Genomic DNA, 13,101 nt, shown 5'->3' with positions numbered 1-13,101 from the left:
AATTACGGCGCGAAGAGTCCCATATGGGGGCGGTTCAGCGGTCGACGCCCACAGCCGTCGACCCCTCGCGATCGCCCCGTTCACCACGAAAGTTTCACGCTACCGGCCCGCACCTTCCCTGGCCAGCGGGTCCCGCGTATCAAGCTGCTTGACATCAGCGACCAGGTCGTATGTGCTCCGCTGCAATCTCAGCGCTCCCACCTCGTTTCCGGTGCCCCTGATGGAGAGGAACGCAGAACATGTCTTTATCGTCGGCCCGGCCGCCACAGCCGGAGGGAATCGCGAATGTCGAAGCCTAGGTTCATTCGCGGGGCGATGGCGGTCGTCGCTTCGCTCGTCCTGCTCGCGGCGCACCTGGCGATGAACAGCGGCAGCGCCGCCGCGGCCGGTACGTCCGGATGCGGGAAGACCCCGACGCTGACCAGCGGAACGCACACCATCCAGTCGAGCGGGAAGAACCGCCAGTTCATTCTGCGGATCCCGGCGAACTACAACAACAACACGCCCTACCGGCTGATGTTCGGCATCCACTGGCTGAACGGCACCATGAACGACGTCGACTCCGGCGGCAGCAGCGGGGCGTCGTGGTCCTACTACGGGCAGCGGCAGCTCGCGAACAACACCGCGATCTTCATCTCGCCGCAGGGCCTCAACAACGGCTGGGCCAACTCCAACGGCGAGGACGTCACCCTCTTCGACGACATCATGCGGCGCGTCGAGGCCGACCTCTGCGTCGACCCGTCGTTGCGGTTCGCCATGGGCTTCAGCTACGGCGGCGGCATGAGCTACTCCCTCGCGTGCAGCCGGGCGAACGTCTTCCGCGCGGTCGCGGTGTTCGCCGGCGCGCAGCTCAGCGGGTGCAGCGGCGGCAGCCAGCCCATCGCCTACATGGGGCTGCACGGCATCACCGACAACGTGCTGAACATCTCGCAGGGACGATCGCTGCGCGACCGGTTCGTCCGCAACAACGGCTGCACCGCGCAGAACCCGCCCGAGCCGGGTTCCGGCAGCCGGAGCCACATCGTCACCGCCTACTCGGGCTGCCAGGCCGGATATCCGGTGGTCTGGGCCGCGTACGACAACGGTCACACGCCCGCGCCGGTGGACGGGACGTACACCGAGAACGGCGCGCAGACCTGGACCAAGAACGAGGTCTGGAAGTTCTTCTCCCAGTTCCAGAGCACCTCCGGCCCCAACCCGTCGCCCAGCCCGTCGCCGTCGCCGAGCGCCAGCCCGTCGCCCACCCCGTCGCCGAGCCCCTCGACCAGCTTCCGCCTGCGCAACGAGGCGGCCGGGCGCTGCATCGACTCGCCCAACAGCGCCAGCGCGAACGGCACCCTCCTGCAGATCTACGACTGCCACACCAACCCGAACCAGATCTTCACCTACGGCTCGGGCAGACTGCAGACGCTCGGCAAGTGCCTCGACTCCCCCACGAACGCCGGGTCGGGCACCCGCGTGCAGCTGTGGGACTGCCACACCAACAGCAACCAGCAGTGGACGTTCAACTCCAACGGCACCGTCACAAGCAACGCCAACAACCTGTGCCTCAACGTCACCGGCACCGGCAACTCCGCCACCGTGACCGTGGCATCGTGCAACGGCCAGGCCACCCAGCGATGGACCCGGGCCTGATCTCCTAGCGGCTATTGATCACGAACGTCGGGTCCAGGCTCGTTCGCCTGGACCCGAGTCGTTTCATGCCCTCACCCATGGGGAGACGCTCGACGCCACAACCGGCTTCTTCCTCGGGCGGGGAGCCTCAGCGGCAACGCTCAGCCGGTGGGTGACCATGCGACGAGTGCCGCCAGGCTCACCGGATCGTGTCGGCGCCGGTGCGGCTGGACTCGGTCCCGGGCCGCACCGGCGCCCTCTCCACCGCATGCCTACCGAGCGGTGCAGGTCACCGCGGTCGGGGTCGTGTTGGCGCCGTTCCAACCGCCGTTGAACCCGAAGGAGGTCGTCCCGTTGGGGGCCAGCGCGCCGTTCCAGGACAGGTTCGTCACGGTGACGGCCGAACCGCTGGTGGCGTGCGTGCCGCCCCACAGCTGCGTGATGGTCTGGCCGTTCGGGAACGTCCAGGCGACGGTCCAGCCGGTCAGCGCGACGGTGCCGGTGTTCTTCACCTCGACGGAGGCTCCGAAGCCGGTGGGCCACTGGTTCACGACGGTGTAGGTCGCGGCGCAGGCTCGCCCGGCGCTGGGAGACGGCGAAGGGCTAGGACTCGGCGAAGGAGAAGGGGAGGGCGAAGGTGAGGGGGAAGGCGAAGGTGAGGGGGAAGGCGACGGTGACGGCGAGGGCGAGGGCGAGGGCGAGGGCGAGGGTGAGGGTGAGGGTGACGGCGAAGGGGACGGGGACGGCGAAGGACCGTTGGGGCCGGACTTCTCCGCCGTCCACGCTCCCACCCAGGCCAGGACCGCGTTCCAGTTGATGGCGACCTCGTTCACCGACCAGGCGTCGATGTCGTCCACGTAGCACTTCTGCGGCCGGCACCCGCTGAGGCGTTGCTGCGCGACGGGGTCCTGCAGGCCGCTGTTGGGGCCGCCGGCCAGGGAACCGGGCGGGGCGATCGGCAGGGACGGGTCGAGCTGGTTGGCCCAGAAGCGGTGGTGGACGTTGCGGGAGGGCTTGTCGCCGTAGCCGGTGACGTAGGAGTAGCCCATCGGGTTGCGGCCGAACTCGTACGCCATGGTCTCGAACACCCCCGTGCGGAAGCGCTCGGTGCCGGTGAAGTCGTGGGCCAGGGCCAGGAGCACGGCGTTGTTGAGGATCAGGTTGTTGGACCCCCAGATGTAGCCGCCTCCCCCGGGCTGGAAGGGCACCGGATAGCCCTGGCCGCGCATCACGTTCAGCAGGCCGTCGGCCGCCGAGACGAAGGAGGCGCGCAGCTGCGAGCCGATGGTGGAGGTCAGGCCGTTGGGGACCAGCGCCAGGGTGATGTCTCCCAGGCTGCCGACCTCCGACCACTGCGCGCCCTCGTTCGTGAAGCTGCGGCCGTAGTACAGCGGGGACGCGGTCAGGTCGTTGCGGTAGGTCTGCTTGCCGGTCGTGGTGTAGAGCTCGGCGGCGGCCCAGTAGAACTCGTCGGTCACCTTGTTGTCGACGTAGGAGCCGCCGCCCACGTCGTCGGAGGTGGGGGCGAACCGGGACGGGTTGGCCTTGGCCGCGGCGTAGGCCTTCTCGGCGGCGGTCAGGCAGCGGGTGGAGAAGGCCGAGTCGATCGAGGCCCACACGCGGGCGCACTGGGCGGCCGCGGCGGCCAGGTTCAGGGTGGCGGCGGTGCTGGGCGCCGACAACACGCGGGGCTGGGGGTCCTGGGCGGGCAGCAGGGGCAGGCCGGTCCAGTTCGTGTCGTGCATCTTGTGGTGGGCCATGCCGGCCAGTGACCGGCCGTCGGGGACCTGCATCTTCAGCAGGAAGTCGATCTCCCAGCGGGCCTCGTCGAGGATGTCGGGCACCCCGTTGCCGCGCTCGGGGATGGACATGGTGCCGTCGCCGAAGGCCGAGGGGTCGGCGCCGGGGACGTTCCTGGCCCGCTCGTAGGTGTTGACGAGCTGCCAGGCCGACATGCCGCCGTTGACGACGTACTTGCCGTGGTCGCCGGCGTCGTACCAGCCGCCGCGCACGTCCAGCCGGTAGCCGCAGTCGTTGCGGCAGGGCACGTTGGCGTCGCCCTGGTTGGGGGCGACGTTCAGGTGGCCGGCGGCGCGGGCGTACTGGGTGCCGCCGGCGTACTGGGCGGTGATCGCGATGCCGCTGCGCTGGTGGTAGAAGAACGCCAGCGCGTCGTAGGGCAGCTTCTTCCAGGCGGTCGTGCCGATGTCGAAGGGGTGGCTGGACTCGTTGTTCACGGTGAGCACGAAATTCGTGCCGGTTCCCGTGTACGACGAGAAATCGATCTTGTGGACGGTGTCTCCCGAGGCCGAGTCGGCGCCGAAGACGGCCGTGGTGCCGGTGGCCACCACCTGGTCCGAGCCGTTCAGCAGGCTCCAGCTCAGCGGCGAGCCCGAACCGCTGATGACGGTCGCGTGTTTGGCGGCGCCGGGCGCGTACGCGACCTGGTTGACCTTGATGTTCTGGCCGAGCGCCGGGCGGGCGACGGCGTGCGCGGTTCCCGCGGCGGTCAGCGCGGTGATCGATGCGGCGGCGAGGGCGACGGCCAGTGCCGCCGCCGATAGCCGCATCCGGCCTGAGGTGTTCACGTGGCGTCCTCTCAACCCGTGAGCATGGGACTCGCATCTTGCGACCGCACCGGCTCCGGACGACAGGCGTCCCGCCGAGAGAAAGCGTTTCGTGCAGCTCAGCGGCCTTTCCCAGGCGAATGATTCTGCAACTTTCACGACACTTTCCGGCCGATTCGTAGAATCTCCGCGTGACCGCTATCCCCCGCGACCCGCAGCCCCGCCAGGAGGTCACGCTCGCGCACATCGCCAAGCTGGCCGGCGTCTCCGCCCCGACCGTCTCCAAGGTGATCAACGGCCATCCCGGGGTGGCCAGCAGCACCCGCCGCCGGATCGAGGACCTGGTCAGGGAGCACGGCTGGCGTCGCCGGCCGGACACCGGCGAGTCGAGCGCGATCGTCGAGGTGGTCTTCGAGTCGCTCGACAGCCTGTGGGCGCTGGAACTGATCCGGGGCATGGACGAGGTCACGCAGGCGTACGGGATGGTGCTGGGGCTGACCGACATGCGCGGGCGGCGCTCGCCGCACGCGGGCTGGATCGACCAGGTGCTCGCCCGCCGGCCGCTCGGCGTCATCGCGGTCTCGGCCGACATCGCCGAACGCCATCACCACCGCCTGGCCAGCCGCAACATCTCGCTGATCGCGCTGGATCCGCGCGGCGAGCCCGAGCACGGCGTGCCCTCCGTGGGGGCGACGAACTGGAACGGGGGCCTCTCGGCCACCCGCCACCTGCTGGAGCTGGGCCACCGCCGCATCGCCATGGTCAACGGCCCCGACACGCTGATGTGCTGCCGGGCCCGTCTGGACGGCTACCGTGCCGCTCTGGACGCGGCCGGCGTGCCCGCCGATCCCGGCCTGGTGCGCACCGCCCCGCTGTATGTGGAGGGCGGGCGGATGCAGGGCACGGCGCTGCTGGAGCTGCCCGAGCCCCCGACGGCCGTCTTCGCCGCCAACGACCTGCAGGCGCTGGGGGTCTACCAGGCGGCCCACCGGGCGGGGCTGCGGGTGCCCGAGGACCTGAGCGTCGTCGGGTTCGACGATCTGCCGCTGGCGCAGTGGGCCGACCCGCCGATGACCACCGTGCGGCAGCCGTTGCAGAAGATGGGCGCGGCCGCCGCGCGGATGGTGCTGACCCTGGCCTCCGGCGCAGAGCCGGGCGAGGACCGGGTGGAGCTGGCGACCCGGCTGGAGGTGCGCTCCAGCACCGCGCCGCCCGCCCGTTTTCACAGAGGATGAAAAAAGACGTGACATTAGTTTCCCGCTAGGTATTGACCTTTGAGAGAGCGCTCTCAAAGATCGGTGGTGCTCCCCCAAGGAAGGAACGAACCATGAGGACCACCCGCCGGCCGTCCCTCGGCAGGCTGTTCGCGTTGGGGCTGTTACTGGCGACCTCCGTCGTGGCGACGGGCCCCGCCGCCACCGCGGCGGCCCCGACGACCGACCTCGGCCCGAACGTCACCGTCTTCGACCCGAGCATGCCGCTGGGCACGATCCAGGCGACCCTGGACGCGGCGCACGCCGCCCAGGTGGACAACGAGATGGGCACCACCCGGCACGCCTACTTCTTCAAGCCGGGCACCTACGGCACCGCCGAGCAGCCGCTGCACTTCAAGGTCGGCTACTACACCGAGATCGCGGGTCTGGGCGCCTCGCCCACCGACGTCGTCATCAACGGCAAGGTCGAGGTCTACAACCGCTGCCTGACCCCGACCAACTGCATCGCGCTGACCAACTTCTGGCGCACCATCTCGAACCTGTCGATCAACATCACCGGCAAGGGCTCCGAGGGCTGCCGTACCGGAACGAACTTCTGGGCCGTCTCCCAGGCGGTGTCCATGCGCAGGCTCAACGTCACCGGCGGCACCCTGTCGCTGATGGACTACTGCACCGCCGGCCCGCAGTACGCCAGCGGCGGCTTCATCGCCGACTCCAAGCTGCCGGCCGTCGTCAACGGCTCGCAGCAGCAGTGGCTGACCCGCGACAGCGAGGTCGCCAGCTGGTCCAACGCCGTGTGGAACCAGGTGTTCGCGGGCACCGTCGGCGCCCCCGACGACGCCACGTTCCCGAGCCCGCCCTACACCACGCTCGACACCAACCCCGTCAGCCGGGAGAAGCCCTACCTGTTCGTGGACGCCGAGGGCGAGTACCAGGTCCGGGTGCCCGCGGTCCAGAAGAACTCCCGCGGCATCACGTGGGCCAATGGCCTGACCCCGGGTTACACCCTGCCGCTCAGCGACTTCTTCGTCGCCACGCCGTCGGACTCGGTGAAGGACATCAACAAGGCGCTGCAGGACGGCAAGCACCTGCTGCTCACCCCCGGCGTGTACGACGTCGAGCGCACCATCGACATCAAGCGCGCCGGCACGGTCGTCCTGGGCATCGGGCACGCCACGCTCACCGCCGTCAACGGCGCGACCCCGGTCGAGATCTCCGACGTGCCCAGTGTGATCTTCGCCGGCGTGACCATCGACGCGGGTCTCAAGAAGTCCCAGGTGCTGCTGAAGGTCGGCAAGAAGGACAAGCGGAGCAACAACCCGGCCGACAACCCGACCACTCTTTCGGACGTGTACTTCCGCGTCGGCGGCCCGCACGTCGGCAGGACCAACACCGCGCTCGAGGTCAACACCGACAACGTGCTCATCGACCACACCTGGGTGTGGCGCGCCGACCACGGTGTCGAGGGCTTCACCGACACCGAGCGGTGGAACACCAACGACGGCCGCAACGGCGCCATCATCAACGGCGACAACGTGACCGCGACCGGCCTGTTCGTCGAGCACTTCCAGCGCTACAACACGATCTGGAACGGTGAGAACGGCACCACGATCCTCTACCAGAACGAGCTGCCCTACGACCCGCCGACCCAGGCCGACTGGATGAACGGCGACGTCGAGGGCTACGCCGGCTACAAGGTCGGCAACGGCGTCCAGAAGCACCAGCTCTACGGCGGCGGCGTCTACGTCTTCAACCAGAACAACCCGTCGATCCACACCGAGAACGGCTTCGAGGTGCCGGACCGTCCGGGCATCAAGCTGCACCACATCATGACCGTCAACCTCAGCGCCGGCATCATCGACCACGTCGTCAACGGCGTGGGCGGCCCGGCCGACCTGACGCGGGTCGGTTCGCCGGTGTACATCACCGACTACCCGGCCCCGTAGTCCACTTCCCTCGGGTGGGCCGGACGGCCCACCCGAGGGTCACCGGTGGATCAGCGTCAGGTCCGCGTCTCGAAGCGGAGTGCGCCGCGAAGCAGCGGGCGGGCCGCCAGGGCGACGAGCACCGCGGCGAGCACTCCGATGCCGGCCATGGCCGTGGCCCTGGCGACGGCCCAGCCCTTCACCATTCACCACAACTCCGAGGACGAAGAGGCCGAGGCCCGCTGTGACCAGGAGCGGGTCGCGCACGCGCGGCCCCCGCACGCGCGCACGGCGGGTCACTCCCAGCGGGGAGGCGACGACGTGCCGACCGGCGCGTGCCCCCCACAGGACCTCGCCGAGCGTCACCACGGCCATGACCACGGACACGATTACCGGCACCTGAGGCAGCGGCCCGGAGAGATAGATGAGCATGTAGAGCACGCCGCCGCCCAGGGATCCGCCCAGTGCCAGCGCGCCTCCTTCCAGGGCGCCCAGCCACCGCACGTCGCCCGGCGTCGCCCCCGCCAGGCGCAGGGCGGCCAGCCTCCGCTCCCTGGTGGCCGAGGCCAGCCGACCCCGGCCAGGCAGTGCAGCACCGTCGACTTGCCCGCGCCGCTCGGGCCCGTGACGGCGACGATCTCGCCCGCGGCGACGGTCAGCGAGACGTCGGTCAGCGCCGTGGTCCGGCCGAACGACTTGCCCAGGTTCCGGGCCTCAAGCATTGTCATGCTCCTTCATCCGCGCGAGAGCGGTCTCGATCCAGCGCAGGTCGGCGTCAAGGTGCTGAAGCGCGTAGTCGGCCGCGAGCACCTGGGCGGGCGCGCCGGTCGCCTTCTCGGCGGTCAGCTCACGCATGCGGGCCAGGTGGGCCTCGCGCTGCCGCACGAGGTAGCCGTCGGCGGCCTTCCCCGCGACGGCGACCCGGGCGAACAAGGGGCTGGCGACATACGGCGCCGACGGCTCGACGGCGTTCAGCCACCGCTCCAGCTCGGCCCTGCCGTTCTCGGTGATCGCGTAGAGGGTGCGTTCGGGGCCGCCCTCCTGCTGCGTCTCGGCCACTTCCGCCAGGCCGTCGCGCTCCAGGCGCTGCAGCGTGGCGTAGACCTGTCCGTACGCCAGCGGCTTGGCGCCGGCGAGCCGGTGATCGTGCTCCTTCTTGAGCTCGTAGCCGTGCTTCGGGCGCTCGACGAGAAAACCAAGTAGCACATGACCAGTTGTCATGGCGGAGACTATACATTCAATGAATAGTCGCCCGGCGACCGCTTGTTCACGATCGGCTAGATCGCCGGTGCGATGAGAGTCCAGGATCGTGTCCGTCTCCAGCGGACCGGCAAGGAACACCAGATCGCCCGCCGGGATGTTTCCCGGCGCCTTTGCCGAAGCCGGATGCCGGGCGCCTCCGGACAGGCGACGTCATCGGCCGAACACGTAGCCGGATACGGGGTTCAGCGCGTCGGAGGGGGTGGCCGTTCGGGGGCAGGTGCCGGCGATCGGGCAGCCGCTAGCCTGGTGACCTGGGGGAACTATGCGCTGCCAATCCTGTGGATATGTGAATTCGGCAGGCTACGGCTACTGCGAACAGTGCCGGGCGGGGCTCACCCGGCCGTGCCCCGGCTGCGGGGAACCGGTGCCGTCGGGGTCGGGCCGCTGTCCGGCCTGCGGCGTACCGGCGGACGCCGCCGGACGCCCACCGCCTGTCGTGCGGTCCGTCGGCACGGCGCCGCAGCCGCCGGTGTGGACGCCTCCTCCGCCCATGCGGACGGCATACGTGCAGCAGGCCGGGCAGGACTCCTGTGTCAGGGGGGTCGTGCGCGATTTCCAGCCACGCCGTGAGCGTTCGATGACGAGCGGCGACATGGAGATGGAGTCGTGGCACTTCCGGATCGAGCGCCATGACGCGAGCGGCAACCGGCTGGCCCCCGTGCCGGTGGAGATGAAGGGCCTGACCTTCGTCGGAGCGCTGAGCAACGGCGACGAGGTCAGCGTGCGGGGCGTCTGGCGTGACGGCACGCTCCGCGTCCAGGAGCTCACCAACCTCACGACCAACGCGTATGTCCGGGCGAAGGACTACCGCGTCGCGCGCACGGCCGTGATGATCGCCGTCCTCGTCGGTTTCGTGGTCGTCGTCACCATCATCCTGAGCGTCGCCGTCTCCATGTGCTCGGCCCCGTGGCCGCCGGAGATGCCATGACCGCCGATCCCGTGAGCACCGCCGCCGTCGACTACCTCCAGCGCGCCCGGCTCGTGCCGCCCCTGTCCGGAGTTCCGGGCGGCACGACGCCGTTCGACGTCCGGCGGGTCGTCCGGGTCGCGGGGGCCGGGGAGCCCCTGCGCGCGCCGGCGGTCTCGTCCGCCGCCTCGGAGGACGGCGGACGGGCCGGCTCAAGCCCGGAACTCCCGATTCTGCCGCTGCTCGTCGGCCTGGCCGGAGCGCGTGCGCCGGTGGCCTTCCTCCTGGACGGCCACGACCAGAACGTGTCGGTACGGCTCGGCACGTGGGCGCGGGACGGTGTGGACGAGGCCGAACTCGACGCGCGGCAGGCGACGTTGCTCGCCGTGCTAGACGGGTGTTACCCCGCCCTGAACCTGGCCGCGGCGGGGGTGGCGGCGTCGCGGCTGCCGTACGGGGCGCTCGGCCTCGGCGTGCCCAGCCCTCCGGCGATCGATCCCCGGGACGGCGCGTTGCCGGTCGACCGGCTGGTGCGCTCGATGAACGGCCTGCGCTGGGCCGCCCTCGTGCTCGCGACGCCCGCCGACGGCGACACGCTCGGCGCCGACCGGAACCTGGTGCTCAACGAGATGCGGTCGGTGGCCTCGGCGGTGGAGGCCCGCGGCATCGCCAGCCCGCTGGCCGAGCACTATCTCGCCATGCTCCGGGCCAGGCTGGAGGCGCTCGCCGACGCGCAGGCCCGAGGCGGCTGGCGTACGGCCGTCTACCTGTTCGGGGAGCGGGCCGGCGACCTGGCGGCGTTGAGCGCCGCGTGGCGGGCGGTGCACTCCGGTGTGAAATCCCTTCCGGAACCGGTGCGCACGATCGCCCACCCGCTCGCCGCCGAACTGGGCACGGGCTGGGCGCTGCCCGACGTCGGCGAGCAGCCGGGCCCGAACCTCTACCGGCACCCCTACGGCGCGCAGACCCTGCTGAGCTCGGCCCAGCTCGCGGCCTACGTGCACCTGCCCAACGTGGAGACCCCGGGCTTCGCGATCAGCCCGGCGCCGCGGTTCGACACGGTCGTCCCCTCCGTCGACGACCGGTCGCCGCACCTGGTCGTCGGGGAGGTGATGCAGCACCTGCGGACCACGGGCGGCGCCTACCGGGCCCCGCTGCGCTCGCTCACCCGTCACGTCTTCGTCCCGGGCACCACCGGCGCGGGCAAGACGAACACCATCATGGGGCTGCTGCTGGAGGCCGCCTCGCACGACGTGCCCTTCATGGTGATCGAGCCGGCCAAGACCGAGTACCGCGCGCTGATCGGCCATCCCGTCCTGGGCCCCGGGATGCAGATCTTCACCGCCGGCAAGGCCATGGTGGCGCCCTTCGTGCTCAACCCGTTCGAGGTGCCGCCCGGCACGACCGTCGGGGAGCACCTCGACCTGTTGCGGGCCGTCTTCATGGCCTCGTTCGGCATGTGGACGCCCCTGCCCCAGATCCTCGAACGCTGCCTGCACGAGATCTACCTCGACCGCGGCTGGGATCTGCGCACGAACGAGAACACCCGGCTGGGCGGATCCGGGCCCGACGCGACGTCCGACGTGTTCCCCACCCTGTCCGACCTGGTGGCCAAGGTCGGCGAGGTCATCCCCGCGCTCGGCTACGACGACCGCATCGCGGGCGACATGCGGGCGTCCCTGCTCACCCGGCTGGAGTCGCTGCGCCGCGGCGCGAAGGGCTCGATGCTGGACGTGGCCAGGTCACTGCCGCCGCAGGTGCTGTTCGAACGGCCGACCGTGGTCGAACTCGACGCTCTCGGCGACGAGGGCGACAAGGCGTTCTTCGCCGGGTTGCTGCTGATCCGCCTGGTCGAGCACCGTCGCGCGCGAGGGCAGTCGCAGGACCTGACGCATCTGCTGGTCGTCGAGGAGGCGCACCGCCTGCTGGCGAACGTGCCCGCCCAGTCGTCCGAGGAGTCGGCGAATCCGCGCGGCCAGGCCGTGGAGACCTTCTCCAACCTGCTGTCCGAGATCCGCGCGTACGGCCAGGGTGTGATCATCGCCGACCAGATCCCGGTACGGCTCGCGCCCGACGTCATCAAGAACACCAACCTGAAGATCGCGCACCGGATCATCTCCGCCGACGACCGCGTCGCGCTGGCCGGAGCGATGGCCATGGACGAACCGCAGGCCAAGGCGCTGACCACCCTGCGGACCGGCCAGGCCGTCGTCTTCAGCGGCGGCGAGGACGCGCCCCTGATGGTCCGGGTCCCGCCGGTCAAGGACGCCCTCGCGCCGCAGCCGCCGCCCGACGCCCACGTGCGCGAGCACATGGCACGCTGGCGCGAGGAGGGTTCCTTCGCGCCGCTCTTCCTGAGCCGTCCCTTCTGTGGCGAGACGTGCGCCGCGCCGCCCGTCTGCGACGCGGCCAGGGCCCTGGCCGCCGACACGTACGCGCAGCGTGTCCTGTCGCGGCTGGTGACCTCCGCCATCGACGATCCCGGGGCGTTCGACCGGCTGTGGGACGACCTGACGGCCGCCGTGCGCGCCCGGCGTCCGTCCGCCGTCCCCGACGAGGAGCTGCTGCGCGCCTTCGCGGGACACGGCGCCGACTGGCTGGCCACCCGGCGAGGGATCCAGGGCGCCTGGACCTACGCCGACACCGCCGAGTTCCGCGACCGGCTCCGCGCCCTGCTCCTCGACAGGCTCGACGCCGCCGACCGGAACACGGCGGCCCTGATCGACGTGTTGCGCCAGACGGTCCATCGCCTGTCCGCCCGCCGGTTCGAGCCGTATCCGGCGTGCCATCTGGTGTGTACGCAGGATCCGCCCCTGTGCCTCTACCGCTCGGCGGTGGCCGATCTGGTGGCGGGACGCCGGTACCGGACGGGATGGCTGGAAGCCGACCACGCGGACGCCTCCTCCGAGGACAAACGGCGACGCCAGACCTGGGAGGTGTGCCAGGACGCCGCGTACGAGATGATCGAATTCCCCGCGGAGGACATGCCGGAGGAGAGCCGGGCCGCTCTCGACGTCGCGGCGCGGCGGGTGTGCCTGTGCTTCGAGCAGCAGATGCTCGCCGACGACGACCGCAAGGCCCCCCGCACGATCCGGCGCATCCTGGCCCGGGTGATGGGCGAGGCGGGTCTGTGATGCCGAAGCTCCGGGGCAGCTCGGGCGACGGCCTGGACGGGCGCACCGCCCTGGACCGATTCGAGGAATCCAGCCGTGAGATGGCGCTGCGGGCGGCGGAGAACATGGAGAGGTCCAACATCCCCGGGGCGTCTCAATGCGCCGACGCGTTGAGGCGGGCCTACGATTCGGCCGGTGCACAACTCTCCGAGGCGCAGTCGTCCTCCTCGCGCGGTTCGAAGGCTTTGGAGGTCGGCATCGGGACGGAGGGCCGGGCCGACCTCTCCGCCACCAAGTCTCTGGGCAACAACATGCTGGACAAGGGAACGGAGAAGACGAAATTCGGCTCGGGCATCAGCCTCGGAGGCGGCTTCCCCGAGCAGAAGGACACCCCGGACTCGCGACTCGAACAGCAGACCACACTGAAGGGCGGCACCGGCGCCTCCACTTCCGCGCCCTCCAACTGGCTGAAAAGCGGAACCCGCCTTTCATAGGAAC

General features: G+C 70.4%; 10 protein-coding genes and 1 pseudogene. 7 read left to right on the top strand and 4 right to left on the bottom strand.

The window, feature by feature from the left end; all coding sequences use genetic code 11:
- The first annotated feature begins 285 nt into the window (after positions 1-285).
- A complete protein-coding gene (locus GT755_RS29100; RefSeq protein WP_161482776.1) occupies positions 286-1,635 on the top strand; it encodes a ricin-type beta-trefoil lectin domain protein in 1,350 nt (449 codons plus the stop codon).
- A gap of 251 nt (positions 1,636-1,886) precedes the next feature.
- Here GT755_RS29100 and GT755_RS29095 read toward each other — a convergent pair whose 3' ends face one another.
- Positions 1,887-4,202 carry a glycoside hydrolase family 9 protein gene (locus tag GT755_RS29095; protein WP_202610650.1) on the bottom strand — a complete coding sequence of 772 codons (2,316 nt, stop codon included), beginning with the start codon at positions 4,200-4,202 and terminating at the stop codon, positions 1,887-1,889.
- A gap of 170 nt (positions 4,203-4,372) precedes the next feature.
- Here GT755_RS29095 and GT755_RS29090 point away from each other — a divergent pair, with 170 nt between their 5' ends.
- Together GT755_RS29090 and GT755_RS29085 are read left to right on the top strand one after the other, a co-directional pair.
- On the top strand, positions 4,373-5,416 hold the full coding sequence (locus tag GT755_RS29090; protein ID WP_328794524.1) for a LacI family DNA-binding transcriptional regulator: 1,044 nt from the start codon (positions 4,373-4,375) through the stop codon (positions 5,414-5,416).
- Between the two features lie 92 nt (positions 5,417-5,508).
- Positions 5,509-7,341, top strand: coding sequence for a pectate lyase family protein (locus GT755_RS29085; RefSeq protein WP_161482775.1), 1,833 nt, complete (start codon positions 5,509-5,511; stop codon positions 7,339-7,341).
- A gap of 56 nt (positions 7,342-7,397) precedes the next feature.
- Here GT755_RS29085 and GT755_RS40720 read toward each other — a convergent pair whose 3' ends face one another.
- From GT755_RS40720 to GT755_RS29075, 3 genes are all read right to left on the bottom strand, one after another.
- Positions 7,398-7,526 carry a hypothetical protein gene (locus GT755_RS40720; protein ID WP_268903561.1) on the bottom strand — a complete coding sequence of 43 codons (129 nt, stop codon included), beginning with the start codon at positions 7,524-7,526 and terminating at the stop codon, positions 7,398-7,400.
- 183 nt (positions 7,527-7,709) lie between these two features.
- Positions 7,710-8,042: an ATP-binding cassette domain-containing protein gene (locus tag GT755_RS41650; protein WP_407929431.1), complete on the bottom strand. Its 333-nt coding sequence runs from the start codon at positions 8,040-8,042 to the stop codon at positions 7,710-7,712.
- Entirely contained in the window at positions 8,035-8,541 is a 507-nt protein-coding gene (locus GT755_RS29075; protein ID WP_161482773.1) for a PadR family transcriptional regulator, read from the bottom strand. The genes GT755_RS41650 and GT755_RS29075 overlap by 8 nt, the downstream gene beginning before the upstream one ends.
- A gap of 304 nt (positions 8,542-8,845) precedes the next feature.
- On the opposite strand from GT755_RS29075, the pseudogene GT755_RS41645 reads away from it, so the two are divergent.
- From GT755_RS41645 to GT755_RS29060, 4 genes and pseudogenes are all read left to right on the top strand, one after another.
- Positions 8,846-8,971: pseudogene (locus GT755_RS41645) on the top strand (double zinc ribbon domain-containing protein); the annotation flags it as partial.
- A 102-nt stretch (positions 8,972-9,073) separates the two neighbouring features.
- The gene (locus tag GT755_RS29070; RefSeq protein WP_161482772.1) at positions 9,074-9,511 is read left to right on the top strand and encodes a hypothetical protein; all 438 of its coding nucleotides are present in this window, start codon (positions 9,074-9,076) and stop codon (positions 9,509-9,511) included.
- The gene (locus GT755_RS29065) at positions 9,508-12,624 is read left to right on the top strand and encodes an ATP-binding protein (RefSeq protein ID WP_161482771.1); all 3,117 of its coding nucleotides are present in this window, start codon (positions 9,508-9,510) and stop codon (positions 12,622-12,624) included. The genes GT755_RS29070 and GT755_RS29065 overlap by 4 nt, the downstream gene beginning before the upstream one ends.
- Positions 12,624-13,097, top strand: coding sequence for a hypothetical protein (locus tag GT755_RS29060; protein ID WP_161482770.1), 474 nt, complete (start codon positions 12,624-12,626; stop codon positions 13,095-13,097). The genes GT755_RS29065 and GT755_RS29060 overlap by 1 nt, the downstream gene beginning before the upstream one ends.
- Positions 13,098-13,101: the final 4 nt, after the last annotated feature.

This window comes from Herbidospora solisilvae (genome assembly GCF_009901565.1).
Taxonomy (GTDB): Bacteria; Actinomycetota; Actinomycetes; order Streptosporangiales; family Streptosporangiaceae; genus Herbidospora; species Herbidospora solisilvae.
Note: the sequence above shows the minus strand (reverse complement) of the source record. Positions and strands in the feature narration are given on the sequence as shown.

What these genes read in the sequence shown, in the direction of transcription:
- GT755_RS29100 (WP_161482776.1), top strand. Translation starts at nt 286, where the DNA reads ATGTCGAAGCCTAGGTTCATTCGCGGGGCGATGGCGGTCGTCGCTTCG.
- GT755_RS29085 (WP_161482775.1), top strand. Translation starts at nt 5,509, where the DNA reads ATGAGGACCACCCGCCGGCCGTCCCTCGGCAGGCTGTTCGCGTTGGGG.
- GT755_RS40720 (WP_268903561.1), bottom strand. Translation starts at nt 7,526, where the DNA reads ATGGTGAAGGGCTGGGCCGTCGCCAGGGCCACGGCCATGGCCGGCATC.
- GT755_RS41650 (WP_407929431.1), bottom strand. Translation starts at nt 8,042, where the DNA reads ATGCTTGAGGCCCGGAACCTGGGCAAGTCGTTCGGCCGGACCACGGCG.
- GT755_RS29075 (WP_161482773.1), bottom strand. Translation starts at nt 8,541, where the DNA reads ATGACAACTGGTCATGTGCTACTTGGTTTTCTCGTCGAGCGCCCGAAG.
- GT755_RS29070 (WP_161482772.1), top strand. Translation starts at nt 9,074, where the DNA reads ATGCGGACGGCATACGTGCAGCAGGCCGGGCAGGACTCCTGTGTCAGG.
- GT755_RS29065 (WP_161482771.1), top strand. Translation starts at nt 9,508, where the DNA reads ATGACCGCCGATCCCGTGAGCACCGCCGCCGTCGACTACCTCCAGCGC.
- GT755_RS29060 (WP_161482770.1), top strand. Translation starts at nt 12,624, where the DNA reads ATGCCGAAGCTCCGGGGCAGCTCGGGCGACGGCCTGGACGGGCGCACC.